The 17,256-nt window shown below is 69.2% G+C and carries 16 protein-coding genes; 8 read left to right on the top strand and 8 right to left on the bottom strand.

Annotated elements, in window-relative coordinates; translation table 11 throughout:
* Positions 1 to 13: 13 nt before the first annotated feature.
* Complete coding sequence (locus EDF33_RS09730) at positions 14 to 853, top strand: siderophore-interacting protein (RefSeq protein ID WP_132099942.1); 840 nt, start codon at positions 14 to 16, stop codon at positions 851 to 853.
* A 177-nt stretch (positions 854 to 1,030) separates the two neighbouring features.
* On the opposite strand, the gene EDF33_RS09735 is transcribed toward EDF33_RS09730, so the two are convergent.
* The 3 genes from EDF33_RS09735 to EDF33_RS09745 all read right to left on the bottom strand — a co-directional run bounded on the left by EDF33_RS09735 (position 1,031) and on the right by EDF33_RS09745 (position 4,388).
* Complete coding sequence (locus EDF33_RS09735; protein WP_123938319.1) at positions 1,031 to 1,945, bottom strand: carbohydrate ABC transporter permease; 915 nt, start codon at positions 1,943 to 1,945, stop codon at positions 1,031 to 1,033.
* A gap of 1 nt (position 1,946) precedes the next feature.
* Complete coding sequence (locus tag EDF33_RS09740) at positions 1,947 to 2,918, bottom strand: sugar ABC transporter permease (protein WP_111086244.1); 972 nt, start codon at positions 2,916 to 2,918, stop codon at positions 1,947 to 1,949.
* Between the two features lie 114 nt (positions 2,919 to 3,032).
* Entirely contained in the window at positions 3,033 to 4,388 is a 1,356-nt protein-coding gene (locus EDF33_RS09745; RefSeq protein WP_111086245.1) for an extracellular solute-binding protein, read from the bottom strand.
* Positions 4,389 to 4,696: 308 nt separating this feature from the next.
* On the opposite strand from EDF33_RS09745, the gene EDF33_RS09750 reads away from it, so the two are divergent.
* The gene (locus tag EDF33_RS09750; RefSeq protein WP_132099943.1) at positions 4,697 to 6,202 is read left to right on the top strand and encodes an alpha-N-arabinofuranosidase; all 1,506 of its coding nucleotides are present in this window, start codon (positions 4,697 to 4,699) and stop codon (positions 6,200 to 6,202) included.
* A 349-nt stretch (positions 6,203 to 6,551) separates the two neighbouring features.
* On the opposite strand, the gene EDF33_RS09755 is transcribed toward EDF33_RS09750, so the two are convergent.
* Positions 6,552 to 7,586, bottom strand: a complete 1,035-nt coding sequence (locus tag EDF33_RS09755; protein WP_131880617.1) for a LacI family DNA-binding transcriptional regulator — start codon at positions 7,584 to 7,586, stop codon at positions 6,552 to 6,554.
* Positions 7,587 to 7,777: 191 nt separating this feature from the next.
* Here EDF33_RS09755 and EDF33_RS09760 point away from each other — a divergent pair, with 191 nt between their 5' ends.
* The 4 genes from EDF33_RS09760 to EDF33_RS09775 all read left to right on the top strand — a co-directional run bounded on the left by EDF33_RS09760 (position 7,778) and on the right by EDF33_RS09775 (position 13,046).
* The gene (locus tag EDF33_RS09760; protein ID WP_131846757.1) at positions 7,778 to 8,725 is read left to right on the top strand and encodes a sugar ABC transporter permease; all 948 of its coding nucleotides are present in this window, start codon (positions 7,778 to 7,780) and stop codon (positions 8,723 to 8,725) included.
* Positions 8,722 to 9,711, top strand: coding sequence for a carbohydrate ABC transporter permease (locus tag EDF33_RS09765; protein WP_207906668.1), 990 nt, complete (start codon positions 8,722 to 8,724; stop codon positions 9,709 to 9,711). The genes EDF33_RS09760 and EDF33_RS09765 overlap by 4 nt, the downstream gene beginning before the upstream one ends.
* A 100-nt stretch (positions 9,712 to 9,811) precedes the next feature.
* Positions 9,812 to 11,146, top strand: coding sequence for a sugar ABC transporter substrate-binding protein (locus tag EDF33_RS09770; RefSeq protein ID WP_207906669.1), 1,335 nt, complete (start codon positions 9,812 to 9,814; stop codon positions 11,144 to 11,146).
* A gap of 70 nt (positions 11,147 to 11,216) precedes the next feature.
* Positions 11,217 to 13,046 (top strand): beta-galactosidase family protein, encoded by a 1,830-nt coding sequence (locus EDF33_RS09775; RefSeq protein WP_132099945.1) that lies wholly within the window; start codon positions 11,217 to 11,219, stop codon positions 13,044 to 13,046.
* A gap of 88 nt (positions 13,047 to 13,134) precedes the next feature.
* Here the strand turns inward: EDF33_RS09775 and EDF33_RS09780 are convergent, their stop codons facing one another.
* Both EDF33_RS09780 and EDF33_RS09785 read right to left on the bottom strand, forming a co-directional pair.
* On the bottom strand, positions 13,135 to 13,599 hold the full coding sequence (locus EDF33_RS09780; protein WP_123938473.1) for a hypothetical protein: 465 nt from the start codon (positions 13,597 to 13,599) through the stop codon (positions 13,135 to 13,137).
* The gene (locus tag EDF33_RS09785; RefSeq protein ID WP_132099946.1) at positions 13,596 to 13,895 is read right to left on the bottom strand and encodes a biopolymer transporter Tol; all 300 of its coding nucleotides are present in this window, start codon (positions 13,893 to 13,895) and stop codon (positions 13,596 to 13,598) included. Before EDF33_RS09785 ends, EDF33_RS09780 begins: the two co-directional genes overlap by 4 nt.
* 44 nt (positions 13,896 to 13,939) lie before the next feature.
* On the opposite strand from EDF33_RS09785, the gene EDF33_RS09790 reads away from it, so the two are divergent.
* Positions 13,940 to 15,013: a spore photoproduct lyase family protein gene (locus EDF33_RS09790; protein WP_132099947.1), complete on the top strand. Its 1,074-nt coding sequence runs from the start codon at positions 13,940 to 13,942 to the stop codon at positions 15,011 to 15,013.
* Here the strand turns inward: EDF33_RS09790 and EDF33_RS09795 are convergent.
* Complete coding sequence (locus tag EDF33_RS09795) at positions 15,001 to 15,657, bottom strand: TetR/AcrR family transcriptional regulator (RefSeq protein ID WP_132099948.1); 657 nt, start codon at positions 15,655 to 15,657, stop codon at positions 15,001 to 15,003. The genes EDF33_RS09790 and EDF33_RS09795 overlap by 13 nt on opposite strands.
* Before the next feature lie 92 nt (positions 15,658 to 15,749).
* Here EDF33_RS09795 and EDF33_RS09800 point away from each other — a divergent pair, with 92 nt between their 5' ends.
* The gene (locus EDF33_RS09800) at positions 15,750 to 16,097 is read left to right on the top strand and encodes a DoxX family protein (protein ID WP_123938477.1); all 348 of its coding nucleotides are present in this window, start codon (positions 15,750 to 15,752) and stop codon (positions 16,095 to 16,097) included.
* Between the two features lie 22 nt (positions 16,098 to 16,119).
* On the opposite strand, the gene EDF33_RS09805 is transcribed toward EDF33_RS09800, so the two are convergent.
* Positions 16,120 to 17,220, bottom strand: coding sequence for an SDR family oxidoreductase (locus EDF33_RS09805; protein WP_132099949.1), 1,101 nt, complete (start codon positions 17,218 to 17,220; stop codon positions 16,120 to 16,122).
* Between the last annotated feature and the right edge of the window lie 36 nt (positions 17,221 to 17,256).

Here is a 17,256-nt window from a genome sequence, read left to right on the forward strand (position 1 = left end):
TTAGCCTTGCCTCATGGCGAAGACTCCGCGGCTCCTGCCCGAGAATCCCCGGCTCTTCCGTGCCCGGGTCCTGCGGACCGAGCGCACGACGCCGTCGATGCAGCGTGTCACCGTCACCGGCGACGACCTGCACGAGTTCCCGTTCCTCGGCTTCGACCACTGGTTCCGCCTGTTCACCGGGCGTCCGGACCAGGACGCGTTCCGGATGCCGGACCTCGACGGCAAGAAGTGGTGGCCGACGTTCCTGGCCATCCCCGAGGACGTCCGCCCGCACTGCGCGAACTACACCGTCGCCGCCTTCCGCCCGATGCCCGACGGCACCGCCGAGATGGACATCGACTTCGTCGTGCACACCGACGCCGACGGCGAGCCCGAGGGCCGTGCCGCGATCTGGGCCTGCGGTGCCCGCCCCGGCGACCAACTGGCGATGCTCGACCAGGGCTGCATCTTCGACTGCCCGAACGACACCAGCGAGATCGTCATCGCGGCCGAGGAGACCGGCCTGCCCGGCGTGCTCGGCATCGCCGCGTCGCTGCCCCGGAACGCCGTCGGCCGCATCATCCAAGAGGTCCCCACCGCCGGCGACGTCCGCGAGATCGACGCACCGGCCGGGGTCACGGTCACGTGGATCGTCCGTGACGAGGTCGACCACCACGCCGTCCCGGGCCGCGCGGCGCTCGCCGAACTGCAGCGGCACGTGCCCGTCGACGATCGCGGGTACGCCTTCGTGGTCGGCGAGTCGACCCTGGCCACCGAGGGCCGCCGGCACCTGCACCGTGCGGGTCTGCCGAAGGCGCGCATCACGTTCTCCGGCTTCTGGAAGCACGAGGCCAAGGAGTCCGTCTCCGCCTGAGCGGTGCCCGTTCCTTCCCATGGCGTGTGCGATGCCTGGTGCTTTCGGGCGTACCGTCACGAAACTTCTCGCCAGGTACGCCCGATCTCGCCAGGTACGCCCGGAACGCGACCAGCACGACGGACGGGAGGCCCGGTGCCAGCTGGCACCGGGCCTCCCGTCCGTCGTGGGGTTGCGTCAGCCCTTGAGGCCGGAACCCGTCACGCCCTCCACGATCTGCCGCTGGAAGATCAGGTAGAGGATGATCAGCGGCAACGCCGCCAGGATCGCTCCGGCCTGGATGTCCGCGTAGCGCTGACCGAAGCTGCCCTGGACCGTGGCGAGCCCGACCGGGATCGTCATGAGGTCCGGGTTCGACAGCACGAACAGCGGCAGCAGCAGGTTGTTCCAGACACCGACGAAGGTCAGGATCGTCACCGCGGCGATCACCGGACGCGACAGCGGCAGGATGACCGACCAGTAGATCTTCCAGATGTTGGCACCGTCGATGCGTGCCGCTTCCTCCAGCTCCTTCGGGATCCCGTCGAAGAACTGCTTGAAGATGAACACCGCGATCACGGCGGGCACCTGCGGGAAGATGACCGACCAGTAGGTGTTCAGCAGGCCGACGGCGTTGAGCTCCTGGAAGATCGGGATGATCAGGACCTGCGTCGGGATCATGATGCCGAGGATGATGAGCAGGAACGCGATGTTCCGACCGCGGAACACCAGGCGGGACAGCGCGAACGCCGCCATCGAGGCGAACATGACCGTCAGGACGGCCGTGATCACGCTCGTGATGGCGCTGGCGAGGTACCAGTTCCAGATGTCACCGGCCTGGAACAGTGCCGCGTAGGAGTGCAGCGTCGGGTTCCAGTTCGACAGGATCGAGTTCGCGCCGAGGGCGGCGACGCCGTTGTCGGACAGCGACGTCTTCAGGGCGAACAGGCTGGGGATGAGCCAGATGATCGCGAAGACGATCAGGATGATCCCGGCGACCAGGTTGAAGCCCTTGCCGGAGACGCCGATCTTGGCGGCGTTCGCGGGGGCGGCGGCCGAGACGCCGGTGCGGAGCTTGGCGCGGCCGGTGGTGATGCTCTCGGTGGCGGTCATGTCAGGCCCCGATCTCTCGCTTGGCGGCAGCGCGCTCGACGAGCTGCCGGATGACCGCGATCGCGACGATCACGATGAACAGGAGCACCGACGCTGCCGAGGCGGCACCGAGTCGGTTGTCGGTGAAGCCGACGCCCGTGATGAGCTGCAGCGAGACCTGGGTGGAGATGCCCGGTCCGCCGTTCGTCATCAGGTACACCTGGTCGAAGATCTTCAGGCTCGCGATGATCTGCAACAGGATGACCAGCGTCGTGGTGCGGCCGAGCAGCGGCAGCGTGATCGACTTGATCTGCTGCCAGTTCGACGCACCGTCGACGGCGGCCGCTTCGTACAGTTCGCGCGGGATCTCCTGCAGGCCGGCCAGGTAGAGCACGAAGTTGAAGCCGAGGGTCCACCAGACGGTGGCGATCGCGACACCGATCATCGCGGTGTTCGGGCTGGACAGCATGCCGGAGCCCGGGGTGAGGCCGATCGCCGACTGCATGCTCGCCCACAGGCCGGTCGCCGGCGTGAAGATGAACACCCAGATGAGCGAGATCGTCGCCGACGGCAGGATGAACGGCAGGAAGAACGCCAGTCGGAAGAACCACTGGCCGCGGTTCATCCGGTTCGTCAGCACGGCGAAGACGAACGCCAGGATGACGAGCGGCGGCGTCGTGTACAGCGTGAACTGCAGCGTGTGCCAGAGCGACGACCAGAAGTCGGAGCGTCCGAGCATCTCGGCGTAGTTCGCGAACCCGGCGAAGCTGCCGAGGCCCGTGCGGACGGTCGAGGTGTTGAAGAAGCTCGAGACGATCATCCAGACCGTCGGGCCGAGCAGGAAGGCCGCGTAGAACAGGCCGAACGGGGCGAGGAAGAGCCAGCCGCTGCGGCCCTGGCCGCGAGTGAGGCTGGTGCCGTAGGTGCGGTTCCGGCGCGGACGCGACGCGGTGGCCGCGTCCGTGGGCCGGTCGAGGACAGGTGCTGTGGTCACGTCATCGTGCCTTTCGCGCGGTGTTCACGGCGATCGCGTGGGTCGTGTGCCCGGAGCGTACGAGCCGGGCGGTCGTGTGCCCGGAGCGTACGAGCCGGGCGGTCGTGTGCCCGGTCACAGCGGGCTCGGGGTGTTCAGGTAGGTTGCGAGCTGCGACTTGATGGCACTGAGCGCCTGTGCAGGCGACGAGCTGCCCTGCTGCACGAGTGCCAGCTGGGCGCCGACGGTGCCCTCGAAGGTCGAGCCGGAGCCGCCGTACCAGGCGGGGTCGTCGAACACGGCGGTCTCGGCTGCGGCCGCGTAGTTCGACTGTGGCTTGAGCTCCTTGTAGGCGCTGCTGTCGAAGGTCGGGATGTAGGCGGGGACGTGCCCACCCTCGGCCCAGGTCAGGCTCTGCTCGAGCATCTGCTTGATGAAGAGCATGTGCTGCTTGCGCTGCTCCGGCGTGCGATCCTTCTTCGGCAGCACGAAGGTGTGCGAGTCCGCCTGCGTCGCGGGCTTGTCGTAGAGCTGCGGGATCGGGGCCATGCCGAACTTCAGTCCCTTGATGGACTGCGCCGTGCTGATCTCCCACTCGCCCTGCATGAAGAAGCCGGCCTTGCCATCGAACATCAGGGACTGTGCCGTGGCGTAGTCGAGCGCCTTGTTCATCCAGCCCTGCTTGACCCACTTCTGGGTGCGGCTGGTGACCTCGTTGTAGGCGTCCTCGTTGACGGTGAGCTTCGCGCCGCCGTCGCTGATGAACGGGGTCGCGTCGTTGATCTGGTTGTACATCGTCCAGAAGAAGCGCCACGGGGTGGCGGTCTCCGGCACGACGTTGGCGACGTTGAGCGCGGTGCCGCCGGTGACCTTCGCGACCGCGGCGAGGGCACTCTCGAACGTGTCCATGCCGGACAGGTCCTTGAGGTTGCCGTCGCTGTCGAGCAGGCCCGCCTTCTTGCACACATCAACGTTGTAGAAGAGCACGAAGGGGTGGGTGTCGAGCGGGATGGCGATGTTGTTGCCGTCGGTCTTCTGCGCCGTCCAGGCCTTCTGGTTGAAGTCGGCGGCGCTGAGGCCGACGCTCGCCAGGTCCTCGGACGTGATCGGGTCGAGCAGGTCGCCGTCCCACAGTGGCTTCGCGCGGGTCAGGTGGGCGACCGCGACGTCCGGCGGCTTGTTCCCGACGGTGGCCAGTGTCAGCTTCGAGTAGTACGGGTTGCCCCACGCGAACGTGGTGGCCTGCAGTGAGCTCGATCCGCCGTGCTGCTTCGCGTAGCCGTCCTCCATCGCCTGCATGCGGAGGCCGTCACCGCCGCCGAAGAGGTTCCAGAAGACGAGCGTCTCGGGGTTGAGTGCACTGCCGGCCAGGCCGGCTGCGATCGGGCTCGAGCACGCGGCGAGCGGCAGGACCGTCGCGGCGGCCGCTCCTGCGGCGAGGAAGCCGCGGCGCGAGAGGCGCGACGCGGGTGTTGCTGGGCGGTTCGGCATGGCATCACTCCATCGGGATGGGCCGGGCTCGGGAACAGGGTCGGTGCTCCCGCCGGAGCATCGCTGCTCCGTTCGCGGAACACTGCTGCTCCGTGCACGAGAGCCGTGGGTCGGTGCTCCGTGAGCGCTCACATTAGCGCTCGCGAAGATCATCCGCCACCCCTTTCGCGTCGCCGTGGAACCCGGTAGCGTTTCAGGCAGGTGAGCGCTCACTTTCGTGACGGTCCGCTTCGCTACCCCTGGCGCCGGACCGAGCACGCGCACCGCACGACCCGCAGTACCCGCTCTCGCACGATCGAAGGAGATCCATGCCCCGCACACACCTCGTCCTCGACGCCGCGTTCACCGTGGGGCCGGTGCGACGTCGCCTGTTCGGCGGGTTCGTCGAGCACCTCGGCCGCCACGTCTACGACGGCATCCACGAGCCCGCGCACGAGACCGCCGACGAGCACGGCTTCCGGAAGGACGTCGTCGAGCTCGTCAAGGAACTCGGCGTCTCCGCCATCCGCTACCCCGGCGGCAACTTCGTCTCCGGCTACAAGTGGGAGGACGGCGTCGGCCCCGTCGAGCAGCGCCCGAAGCGCCTCGACCTGGCCTGGCACTCGACCGAGACCAACGAGGTCGGCCTGCACGAGTTCCAGCACTGGCTCGACCAGGTCGGTTCGGAGCTCATGCTCGCCGTGAACCTCGGCACGCGCGGCACCGCCGAGGCGATCGAGCTGCTCGAGTACGCGAACATCAACGCCGGCACCGCACTGTCCGAGTACCGCAAGTCCAACGGTCGCCAGGAGCCCTTCGCCATCAAGATGTGGTGCCTCGGCAACGAGATGGACGGCCCGTGGCAGCTCGGCCACAAGAACGCCGACGACTACGGCAAGCTCGCCGCCATGACCGCGAAGGCCATGCGCCAGATCCAGCCCGACCTCGAGCTGGTCGCCTGCGGTTCGTCCGGAGCGTCGATGCCGACGTTCGGCGAGTGGGAGCGCACCGTCCTCGAGCACACCTACGACGACGTGGACTACATCTCCGCGCACGCCTACTACGAAGAGGGAGACGACCTGCCGTCGTTCCTCGCCGCCGGCGTCAACATGGACCACTTCATCAAGACGGTCACCACCGCCGCCGACCACGTGCAGGCGCAGAAGAAGTCCGACAAGCGCATCGACATCTCGTTCGACGAGTGGAACGTCTGGTCGATCACGAAGTGGAACGAGCAGCAGAAGACCTTCGGGCCGCAGGACTGGCCGGTTGCCCCACGCCTGCTCGAGGACGTCTACACCGTCGCCGACGCCGTCGTCGTGGGTGGGCTGCTCATCTCGCTGCTCCGCCACGCGGACCGCGTCGCCTCGGCCTCGCTCGCGCAGCTCGTCAACGTCATCGGCCCGATCATGACCGAGCCCGGCGGCCCGGCCTGGCGCCAGACGACGTTCTTCCCGTTCTCGGTGACGTCGCGCCTGGCGAACGGCACGTCGCTGCAGGTCAAGGCCTCGGGTGACACCGTCGACGGCGGCAAGTACGGCGAGGTGCCGGTCGTGGACTCGGCCGCCACCGTGACCGGGGACGGCAAGGCAGCGGTCTTCCTCATCAACCGCCACCCGTCCGAGTCGACCACCGTCACGATCGACCTCGCGGGCCTGGCGACCTCGGGCGACGTCCGTGCCGAGGGCGTCTGGGACGACGACATCCACGCCGTGAACGACCTCTCGTCCACCGAGCGCGTCGGGCTCCGCACGAACGAGACGGTCAGCCGCGACGGCGACACCATCACGATCGAGCTGCCGCCCGTGTCCTGGACCGCCGTGTCGATCGGCTGAGACGCCTCGGCGTTCGCTGCGGCGGGCGTCGAGTGAGCACAGAGGACGTCGGGCGCTCGCGCCCGACGTCCTCTGCTCGTTCGTGCGGGGCGCGGGGCGCCGGCCGCGACTTCACGGGCCGGGCGACAGTTCACGGGGCGCGGCGCGCGTGAGGTGTCGCTGGGCACGAAACGTGCGCGGCTGGCGGACGGGAGGACCGTGGCGGGCTGGCGCCGGGCCTCCCGTCCGGCGCGTGCGCGAGATCACGGGCTGGGCGACAGTTCACGGGGTGCGGCGCGCGTGAGGTGTCGCTGGGCACGAAACGTGCGCAGCGCGCAGCGCAGCGCAGCGCGGCGCGCAGCGCAGCGCGTCAGCGCGCGGCGGGCGGCGGCGCGGTGCTCGCCCGCTCCACCAGGCGCACGGGCACCAGATCGGGGGCGGAGGACACGGACTCGCCGTCGATCTGGGCGAGCAGGTTCGCGACGGCTCGGCGCCCGACCTCGTCGAAGGACTGGTGCACGGTGGTGAGCGGCGGCCAGAAGGAGTCGGACTCGGGGGAGTCGTCGAAGCCCACCACGCTGAGCGACGACGGCACGGACCGCCCGAGCTCGTGCGCGGCGCGGAGCACTCCGAGCGCGGTCTGGTCGTTGGCGGCGAAGACGGCGGTGATGTCCGGGCGTGCGGCGATGGTCAGGCCGGCGCGGTAGCCGGAGTCGGTGCTCCAGCCGCCGTGGAACACCGGCGGGACGAGCCGACCGGCGCGCTCGAGGGTGTCCTGCCATGCGGCCAACCGGCGTGCGGCGGAGTACGACGAGGTCGGTCCGGCGACGTGCCAGACGGTCTCGTGGCCGAGGTCGAGCAGGTGCTGGGTGGCCTGGCGCGCGCCGTCGGTCTGGTCGGTGTCGATCGCCGGGTGGTCGGTGCTGCCGGTGGAGTCGATGATGACCATGGGCACACCGTCGGGCAGCACGACCTCGGCCGTGTCGATGATGTGCGACTCGATGATGATCACGACGCCGTCGACGGCCTGTTCGTGCAGGCGGGAGAACGCGGAGCGCACGCCTTCTTCGGTGCGCGAGGCCATCGGCAGCAGCGTGATCGTGAAGTCCGCTGCCCCGGCGGCGTCGGCGATCGCCTCGAGCGTGCGCATGTTGCCGAAGGACGCGAGCGTGAACATGATCACGCCGATGGTGCGGAAGCGCCCCGATCGGAGAGCCCGTGCGGCACGGTTGGGCCGGTAGCCCAGGGTGTCCATGGCGCGCTGCACGCGGTCGCGGGTGTCCGGGCTGACGTTGTCGAACCCGCGGGCGACGCGCGAGACGGTCTGCATCGAGACCCCGGCGGCGTCGGCGACGGCGGCCATCGAGGGGGAGCGGCGGGTGCCGGCGGGGGACTCGGTCGTCATCGGCTCGAGCTCCTTCCGTTGCGGGATCACGCAGTCTGCGTTCCCGGACGCTAGCGCATGTTGACGTTGCCATGCTATCGTCCTGACGTTCGATGTTGACGTCAACATCTGCGACCGCCAGAGCGCCCGTCACCGGGCCCGGGTCGCGGCCGAGACACCGGACACCCGAACGCAGCAGACGAAGGAGTCACATGAGCACGCTCGCAGCGCGGCCCGGCGAGGCAGCCGCAGCGCAGCCGGCAGCCCCCCGCCCGGCAGGTCGCCGGACCAAGGCGCGGGGGCGCTACACCGGTTGGCTGTTCGTCGGCCCCTTCGTGGTCGTCCTGATCGCCATGCTCATCGTCCCGATCGGCTACGCCCTCTGGCTCAGCCTGTTCCGCGACCAGCTCATCGGCGGCAACCAGTTCGTCTGGTTCGCCAACTACGTTCAGCTCTTCCAGGACGCCAAGTTCTGGTCCGGGTTCGGCCGGGTCGCGATCTTCCTGGTCGTCCAGGTGCCGATCATGCTCGGGCTCGCACTCGTCGCCGCCCTCGCACTCGACAGCGCACGGCTCTGGGGCACGTCGTTCTTCCGCATCGCGGTGTTCCTGCCCTACGCCGTCCCCGGTGTCGTCGCGGCCCTGATCTGGGGCTTCATCTACGGCAACCAGTTCGGCCTGACCGGTGCGGCGAACGACGCGCTCGGCATCGACCTGCTGCAGCCGTTCAGCCCCACCTGGGTGCTGACCTCCATCGGCAACGTGGTCACGTGGGAGTTCCTCGGCTACAACATGCTGATCTTCTACGCCGCACTCCGCACGGTCCCCGGTGAGCTGTACGAGGCCGCCGAGCTCGACGGCGCCGGCCCCCTGCGCACGGTCTTCTCGATCAAGCTCCCGGCCCTGCGCGGCCCGATGGTCATCGCCACGATCTTCTCGATCATCGGCAGCTTCCAGCTCTTCAACGAGCCGAACCTGCTGAAGACCCTGGCCCCGAACGTCATCGGCAGCGCCTTCACCCCGAACATGTACGCCTACTCGCTGTCCTTCAGCGGCCAGCAGTTCAACTACTCCGCCACCGTCGCGATCGTGATGGGCGTGATCACCGCGGTGATCGCCTACGTCGTCCAGGTCCGCGGAACCCGCCAGGAGAACCGATGAGCACCATCCAGCACCCCGCGACCGGCGCCGCCGGACCGGCCACGGTCACCGAGGCGACCACGACGCAGCGCGACCCGCGCACCCGCTCGACCCGGGCCTCCCGGAAGGCCGAGCGGAAGGCCGAGCAGCACGTCGACGGACGCAAGCCGAAGCGTTCCGGCCTGCTGACCGCGGTCATGGTCGTCTTCGTCGTCTACTCGTTCGCGCCGCTGTTCTACCTGCTCGTGAACAGCACGAAGACGCAGGCGTCGCTGCTCTCCACGTTCGGGCTCTGGTTCGGCGGGGACTTCAACCTCTGGCAGAACATCGTCGACACCGTCACGTACAACGACGGCATCTTCCTGCAGTGGTTCGGTAACACGTTGCTCTACGTGGTCGTCGGTGCCGGTGGCGCCACCCTGCTCGCGACCGTCGCCGGCTACGGCATGGCGAAGTTCCAGTTCCCCGGACGCCGCGCAGTGTTCGCCATCGTGCTCGGTGCCATCGCGGTCCCCGGCACGGCCCTGGCGGTCCCGACCTTCCTGCTCTTCTCGCAGGTCGGCCTGACCAACACCCCGTGGTCGATCATCCTGCCGTCGCTCATCAGCCCGTTCGGCATGTACCTGATCTGGACCTACGCGGTCGACGCGATCCCCGCCGAGCTCCTCGAGGCCGCCCGCATGGACGGCGCCGGCGAGTTCCGGATCTTCTTCACCATCGCGCTCCGCCTGCTCGCTCCCGGTGTCGTGACCGTCTTGCTCTTCGCGGTCGTCGCCACCTGGAACAACTACTTCCTGCCGCTCATCATGCTGAGCGACCCGAAGTGGTACCCCCTGACGGTCGGCCTGAACCAGTGGAACGCCCAGGCCACCGGGTCCGGTGCGCAGCCGATCTACAACCTCGTCGTCACGGGATCGCTCCTCACGATCATCCCGATCGTGGTCGCGTTCCTCTTCCTCCAGCGCTTCTGGCAGTCCGGCCTCGCGGCCGGGTCCGTCAAGGCCTGATCCGTCGGACGGGAGGCCCGTGGCGACCTCGCCACGCGCCCTCCGGTCCGGAACACAGCAGCCCTACCCCCCTCTCCACGAAGAAGTGAAAGGCACCCCCATGAACAAGCGTCTCCGGCGCGGGCTCAGCGCCCTCGCCATCGGCGTCACCGCCACGATCGCCCTCGCCGCCTGCGCGACCGGCGGCTCGTCGTCCGGTGGCTCGTCCGACGACATCACCAAGGCACTGAAGGACGGTGGCACCCTGACCTACTGGTCGTGGACCCCCTCCGCCAAGGCCCAGGTCGCCGCGTTCGAGAAGCAGTACCCCAAGGTGAAGGTCAAGCTCGTCAACGCCGGCACCGGCGCCGACCAGTACACCAAGCTCCAGAACACCGTGAAGGCCGGCTCGGGCGCCCCCGACGTCGCCCAGGTCGAGTACTTCGCGCTGCCGCAGTTCGCCCTGTCCGACTCGCTGCTCGACCTGTCCGGCTACGGCTTCGACTCGCTCGAGGACAAGTTCGCGAAGAGCACCTGGAGCTCGGTGTCGATCGACGACAAGGTCTACGGCCTGCCGCAGGACTCCGGCCCCATGGCGCTGTTCTACAACAAGACGGTCTTCGACAAGCACGACATCGCCGTGCCGAAGACCTGGGACGAGTACGTCGCCGCCGCGAAGAAGCTGCACAAGGCCGACCCGAACGCCTACATCGCGGCCGACTCCGGCGACGCCGGCTTCACCACGAGCATGATCGCCCAGGCCGGCGGTACCCCGTTCACCACCGACGGTGACAAGGTGACCATCAACCTGCAGGACGAGGGCTCGAAGAAGTGGACGAGCACCTGGAACGAGCTCGTCGAGCAGGGCCTGCTGTCGAAGACCGTCGGCTGGACCGACGACTGGTACAAGCAGCTCGGCAACGGTGAGATCGCCACGATGATCACCGGCGCCTGGATGCCCGGCAACCTGGAGTCCGGCGTCGCCCAGGCCTCGGGTGACTGGCGCGTCGCCCCGATGCCGACCTACGACGGCGGCACCGCCCAGACCGCGAACAACGGCGGCAGCGCCGAGGTCGTCATGAAGCAGTCGAAGAACCCGGCCCTCGCCGCGGGCTTCCTGAAGTGGCTGAACTCGTCCAAGGAGTCGACCGGCGTCTTCATGAAGTCCGGTGGGTTCCCCTCGACGACCGCTGACCTCGACTCGTCGGCCTTCCTCGACGAGAAGCCGTCCTACTTCGGTGGGCAGCAGATCAACAAGGTGCTCGTCGACGCGTCGAAGTCCTCGGACAACGACTTCACCTACCTGCCGTACCAGGTGTACGCGAACAGCGTCTACGCCGACACCGTCGGTCAGGCGTACGAGAACGGCACCTCGCTCGACGCCGGCCTCGAGGCCTGGCAGAAGGCCCTCGCCAAGTACGGCAAGGACCAGGGCTTCACGGTCTCGACCAAGTAGCACCGGCACCAACTCCCCGGGGTCGTGCGGACATCGTCCGCACGACCCCGCTGTCTGAAAGAGTCATCTCATGCGATTCGCCATCGGCGACACCGACTTCCTGCTCGACGGCGAGCCGCACCGCGTGCTGTCCGGTGCGATCCACTACTTCCGCGTACACCCCGACCTGTGGGCCGACCGGATCCGCAAGGCGAAGCTGATGGGCCTCAACACCATCGAGACCTACGTCGCCTGGAACGCGCACGCGCCGTCGCCCGGGGTCTTCGACCTGACCGGCGGGCTCGACCTCGGCCGGTTCCTCGACCTGGTCGCTGCCGAGGGGATGCACGCCATCGTCCGCCCCGGCCCCTACATCTGCGCGGAGTGGGCCAACGGCGGCCTGCCGTACTGGTTGTTCGCGGACGGCTCCGTGGGCGTCCGGCGCAACGAGCCCGGGTTCCTCGCGGCGGTCCAGACGTACCTGCAGCACCTGGCCCCCGTGCTGGTCCCTCAGCAGATCGACCAGGGCGGGCCCATCGTCCTGGTGCAGGTCGAGAACGAGTACGGCGCCTACGGCTCCGACCCCGAGTACCTGCGTGCACTCGAGCAGATGCACCGCGACATCGGGCTGACCGTCCCGTTCACGAGCGTCGACCAGCCGATGGGCACGATGCTCGAGGACGGTTCGCTGCCGTCGCTGCACAAGACCGGCTCGTTCGGCTCGCGGTCCGCCGCGCGCCTCGAGCGCCTGCGGCAGGCCCAGCCCACCGGCCCCCTGATGTGCTCGGAGTTCTGGGACGGCTGGTTCGACAGCTGGGGCGAGCACCACCACACCACCTCGGCCGCGGACAGCGCTGCGGACCTCGACGTCCTGCTCGCCGCCGGTGGCTCGGTCAACATCTACATGTTCCACGGTGGCACGAACTTCGGCTTCACCAACGGCGCGAACGACAAGGGCGTCTACCGTCCGATAGCGACGTCGTACGACTACGACGCCCCGCTCGACGAGGCTGGTCGGCCCACCTCGAAGTTCCACGCCTTCCGCGCGGTCATCGAGCGCTACGCGCCCGTCCCGCCGCTGCCGGCGTCCATGGAGCCGGGTGGGTCGGGTCGACTCGCGTCCGATGCGGCGGACGGAGTCGGCCTGGAGGCCCGGGTCGCCCCCGCCACGGACGTCGCCGTCCGCCTCGACCGCGTCGCGTCGCTCCGCTCCCTGCTGCCCACGCTCACGACGTGGTCGGCGCACGACGAGCCGCCGACGTTCGACGCCCTCGGTGCGGCCAGCGGCTTCGTCCTGTACCGCGCCGAGGTCGACCTGCCGACCGGCGGAGTGCTGACCATCGGGGAAGAGGTCCGCGACCGCGCGATCGTGTCCGTCGACGGCGTCGTCGTCGGCGTCCTGGAGCGCGAGCACCACGACCGCGCCGTCGTCCTGCCGGCGGTGACCGGCACGCTCGAACTGCTCGTCGAGGACCAGGGCCGGGTCGACTACGGCATTCGCATCGGCGAACCGAAGGGCCTGATCGGCGGGGTCGCCGTCGACGGTGTCCCGCTGTCGCGCTGGACCGCGGCACCGTTGGCGCTCGACCCGATCGCACCGTCCGCCCTCGATGCGCTGTCCGCGGTGGAGCCGACGGACGGCGAGGTGCTCGCCGGGCCGACGTTCGCCGCAGGGTCGTTCGACCTCGACGCGGTGGACGACCGCTACCTGGCGCTCGACGGCTTCCGCAAGGGTGTCGCCTGGGTGAACGGGTTCTGCCTCGGCCGGTACTGGTCGCGCGGCCCGCAGCAGACCCTGGCGATCCCCGGCCCGGTCCTGCGCTCAGGCCGGAACGACCTCCTCGTCCTCGAGCTGCACGCGTCGGCATCCCGCACGGCCCACCTGCTCCTCGAGCCGTCCTTAGGCCACACCGAGGGCTGACGAGGCTCGCCGCGTACCTGGTCGAATCGGGCGTACCTGGTCGGAACTTCCGACCAGGTACGCCCGATTCCGCTTTCCACCGCGGGCGTCATGGGACGTTTCGGACTTCGTGAGTCGCTGCCCACGCCCGCACCTCGAGGAGCGCCTCGTGTCGCCAGCGCCAGAGCGGGGCGAACTTCGTGCCGTCGTCCGCCCAAGCCCGGGTCAGCAGCCAGATCTGCCGTCGGTGGCCGACCCCGCGATCATCGCGCCACTCGACGTACGCGTCGTCGAGCACCGCGGTGATGCCCGCACGCGGTGCGGTCCACGACGACAGGAAGCCGGAGTACCGGAGGGTTTCGTCGGACAGGTGCACGGCGACGCGACGGAGCCTGGCCGTGGCCCAGGTCCCACCGGCGATGAAGGCGACACCGAGGACGAAGACGAACACCCGCGCCGATGCTCCGGGAACGAAGGCCACGCTCGCGAGTGCGACTCCTGTCCCGATCATCACCGGGCCGAACACGATGAGGTTCAGGATGCGATCCAGGCGCGGCGGACGAATCGTCGTCACGGCAGGGCGTCCAGATCGGCGAGTGCCCGCTCGGCGTCGGCGATCCGATCGGCCTCGGGGCGCGTCCACCACTCCGGGCCGCGTTCGCCCAGACCGTGCTTCGCGAGCCCGTTCCGGTGCCGAGCCGCGGTCAGCGCAGCGTCGTCGCCGGCGCGCTTCGCGGTCTTCACCGCGTTGCGCCCGCGCCCCAGGTGGGAGCGGAGCGCGGCCGCGAGTTCCTCGGGCAGGGCCGGGTCGGTGCGGCGCCAGCGTCGGCCGTTCACCACGAAGTAATGGTCGTCGGCTTCGGCGGTCATGCCCCGAGTCTGCACCGTCAGTGGTCCCCGGTAGACAGGAGTCGATGAGCAACGACCGCGCCCGCCCGATGCTCGACGTCCGTCGGATCTACGCCGAGCCCGCTGCCCTCGAACTGCAGCGCGGGCAAGAGGTGATCGGGCGCTGGCCGGACGCCGAGATCGTGCCGGTGGAGTCCCACTGGAACATCCCCGAGGTGCACGGCGATGAGCGCAACGTGCAGCGGTGGGTCCGGATCAAGACCGAGGCGCTGGTGCTCGGCGTGAAGAAGTCGTTGATCACGCGACCGAACGGCCGCTCCGCCGACTTCATCGCGCCCTCGACGGCGAACGGCTGTGCGATGGCGTGTGCGTACTGCTACGTCCCGCGGCGCAAGGGCTACAGCAACCCCGTCACGGTGTTCGCCAACATCGACCAGATCACGAAGCACGTCGCTCGCAACATCGCGAAGCAGGGGCCGAAGACCGAGCCGAACCAGTGCGATCCCGAGTCGTGGGTGTACGACATCGGCGAGAACAGCGACTGCTCGGTCGACGCGATGATCAGCGACAACGTCCGTGACCTGTGCGACCTGTTCCGGATGACCCCGACCGCGAAGGCGTCCTTCGCGACGAAGTACGTCAACCGCGAGTTGCTCGACTGGGACCCGATGGGCCGCACGCGCATCCGGTTCTCGCTCATGCCGCACGACACCGCGAAGGTCACCGACATCCGGACGAGTCCCGTCGCCGAGCGGATCGCTGCGGTGAACGAGTTCGTCGACGCCGGCTACGAGGTCCACCTGAACTTCTCGCCCGTCATCGTCACCCCGACGTGGGAGTCCGACTGGACCGAGCTGCTGCGGCAGGTCGACGACGTACTGTCACCGGCCGCCAAGGCGCAGATCGCGGCCGAGGTGATCTTCCTCACGCACAACCAACCCCTGCACGAGGTCAACCTCGGCTGGCACCCGAAGGCCGAGGACCTGCTCTGGCGCCCCGACCTGCAGGAGCAGAAGGTGTCGCAGAACGGCGCGGTGAACGTCCGCTACCGGTCCGGGATGAAGGGGCAGCTCGTCGAGCGCTTCCGCGAGCTCGTCGCCGAGCACCTGCCGTCCTGTCGGATCCGCTACGCCTTCTGACGGTCGGCGGGCTGGTGGCGTTCCGCCAGGGCCCGACGGACCTGGTCGCCGCGCAGGGGGCGTCCGGCCAGCGTGCCGCGCGGGACGTCTGCCGCCCGGAACCCGTCGAGCACCAGGTCCACCCAGCGTCGGTACGCCTCGGGTGCGACCCGGCCGAACGTGCGGATCGTCTCCGCGATCGACAGCTGCAGGAGTGCGACGTCGGCCAGGGTGGCGTCGGCGCGGATGACCGCGGCCGCCTGTCCGGCTGTGAAGAGGGCGTCGATCCCGTCCTGCACGGCGATGCGGAGCCGGAGCAGTTCCGGAGCGTCGCGGTAGTCGGTGGTCATGAGCTCGCTGAAGCCGGTGCGGCGCGCCTCGATCGCCGCCGTCTCGCGGACGAAGGTCGCGAAGCCCTCCCACGGGTCCGAGGCGGACAGCTCGCGGCAGTGCTCGACGAGGTCGAGCACCTCGTGCATCGGCTCGACCAGGACGGCTTCCCACAGCGCCGCTCGGGTCGGGAAGTGCCGGTACAGGGTCGCGTTGCCGAGTCCCGCTGCGACCGCGATCGGTTCCAGTGCAGCCTGGAGGCCGTGGTCGGTGAACGCGGACCGGGCCGCGTCGACGAGCGCCTGACGGTTCCGGGCGACGTCTCGGCGGGTCATGCACCGAGCCTAGATCGCGTGGCCGGGAATACGGGGAGCAGTCCCCGGTTTGAAACGGGGACAACCATCCGTTTCATCACCTGGAGTTCCCCGTGCACATCGCTGCCGTCGTCCTGTCCCTCGTCCTCGCCGTGGCCCTGCTCGGGTCGGGCGTCATGAAACTCGTCCGCAACCCGAAGATCGTCGCCTCGATGCAGGCCGTCCACGTCACTCCCGCGCAGATGACGGTCCTCGGGGTGCTCGAGGTCGCCGCTGCCGCCGGGCTCGTCATCGGCATCTGGTGGGTGCCGCTCGCCATCGCCGCGGCCATCGGCGCGGTGGTCTACTTCGTCGGCGCCGTGGTGGCGCACCTCCGAGCGCACGACAAGGACCTGCAGGGCGCCGTCGTCCTGCTGGTGCTGTCGGTCGCGACGCTCGTGGTGCTCCTGCTCGCGCTGTAGCCCGCTGTTCCGGGCCGACGGCTCAGGGGATGAGTCGGTCGGCCCGGTAGCGCGCGAACAGGTCGGCGAACGCGCGTTCGGTCCGGCGGAAGGCCGTGAACCCGGCCTCGCGGCTCTTCCCCATGTCGGTGACGACCTCCATCGCGCGACCGAGGTCGGCGTCGGTGTGCCACCACGAGGCGAGTCGCGTGATGTCCGCCTCTGCCAGACCGTGTCGCTCGGCGATGCCGGCCCACTCCGACTCGTACGGCGCCATCTGCTGCTCGAGCGGTCGCGGCTCGTCCTGGTACCCGACCACGCGCGCCGGGTCGACGCCGAGGTGCGCCGCGAGGCGCGGCCACATCCAGCGCCACCGGAAGACGTCACCGTTCACGATGTTGAACGCCTCGTCGGCACCCTCGGGTGCGGTCGCCGCCCAGACCATCTGCTCGGCGAGGATCCCCGCCTCGGTCATGTCGGTCAGGCCGTTCCACTGCGCCTCGCTGCCCGGGAACACGAAGTCCAGGTCGAGCTCCTTCGCGAGCGTCGCCTGCACCGCGATCGTCAGGCCCATGTTCATGGCGTTGCCGACGGCGTGCCCGATCACGGTGTGCGAGCGGTGCACCGACCACGTGAAGCCCTGGCGCTCGGCGGCGGCGAACAGCTCGTCCTCTTGTGCGTAGTAGAAGTTCGGGGTGTCCAGGCGGGGTTCTTCCTCGTGGAAGGGCGTGTCCGGCATCTCGCCCGCGGCGTAGGCCTCGAACGGGCCGAGGTAGTGCTTCAGCCCGGTCACCAGTGCGACGTGCGCCAGCGGGGCGTGCGCGAGTGCGGCGAGCAGGTCGCGGACCATGCCGCCGTTCACGCGGATGTTCTCCGCCTCCGTCTCCTGGCGCTGCCACGCGGTGAAGAACACGTGCGTGGGACGCTCGTCGGCCAGCGCGGCGCCGAGGCTGTCGGGATCGCGGAGGTCCGCGGCGACGGTCCGGACGTCCTGCTGGGGGAGCGGTCGGCGGGACAGCGCGGTCACGTCCCAGCCGAGGTCGAGCAGGTGGCCCACCAGGGCGGAGCCGGTGATGCCGCTCGCTCCCACGACGAGGGCTCGGGGCTGGGCGGAGGTCGGTTCGGTCGATCCGGTTGCAGTCATCCCCGTCCCCAACCGACGGTGCGCGACAGGTGTTCC

The organism is Curtobacterium sp. PhB146 (assembly GCF_004342995.1).
Classification (GTDB): Bacteria; Actinomycetota; Actinomycetes; order Actinomycetales; family Microbacteriaceae; genus Curtobacterium.

What these genes read in the sequence shown, in the direction of transcription:
- EDF33_RS09730 (WP_132099942.1), top strand. Translation starts at nt 14, where the DNA reads ATGGCGAAGACTCCGCGGCTCCTGCCCGAGAATCCCCGGCTCTTCCGT.
- EDF33_RS09735 (WP_123938319.1), bottom strand. Translation starts at nt 1,945, where the DNA reads ATGACCGCCACCGAGAGCATCACCACCGGCCGCGCCAAGCTCCGCACC.
- EDF33_RS09745 (WP_111086245.1), bottom strand. Translation starts at nt 4,388, where the DNA reads ATGCCGAACCGCCCAGCAACACCCGCGTCGCGCCTCTCGCGCCGCGGC.
- EDF33_RS09750 (WP_132099943.1), top strand. Translation starts at nt 4,697, where the DNA reads ATGCCCCGCACACACCTCGTCCTCGACGCCGCGTTCACCGTGGGGCCG.
- EDF33_RS09755 (WP_131880617.1), bottom strand. Translation starts at nt 7,586, where the DNA reads ATGACGACCGAGTCCCCCGCCGGCACCCGCCGCTCCCCCTCGATGGCC.
- EDF33_RS09760 (WP_131846757.1), top strand. Translation starts at nt 7,778, where the DNA reads ATGAGCACGCTCGCAGCGCGGCCCGGCGAGGCAGCCGCAGCGCAGCCG.
- EDF33_RS09765 (WP_207906668.1), top strand. Translation starts at nt 8,722, where the DNA reads ATGAGCACCATCCAGCACCCCGCGACCGGCGCCGCCGGACCGGCCACG.
- EDF33_RS09770 (WP_207906669.1), top strand. Translation starts at nt 9,812, where the DNA reads ATGAACAAGCGTCTCCGGCGCGGGCTCAGCGCCCTCGCCATCGGCGTC.
- EDF33_RS09775 (WP_132099945.1), top strand. Translation starts at nt 11,217, where the DNA reads ATGCGATTCGCCATCGGCGACACCGACTTCCTGCTCGACGGCGAGCCG.
- EDF33_RS09785 (WP_132099946.1), bottom strand. Translation starts at nt 13,895, where the DNA reads ATGACCGCCGAAGCCGACGACCATTACTTCGTGGTGAACGGCCGACGC.
- EDF33_RS09790 (WP_132099947.1), top strand. Translation starts at nt 13,940, where the DNA reads ATGAGCAACGACCGCGCCCGCCCGATGCTCGACGTCCGTCGGATCTAC.
- EDF33_RS09795 (WP_132099948.1), bottom strand. Translation starts at nt 15,657, where the DNA reads ATGACCCGCCGAGACGTCGCCCGGAACCGTCAGGCGCTCGTCGACGCG.
- EDF33_RS09805 (WP_132099949.1), bottom strand. Translation starts at nt 17,220, where the DNA reads ATGACTGCAACCGGATCGACCGAACCGACCTCCGCCCAGCCCCGAGCC.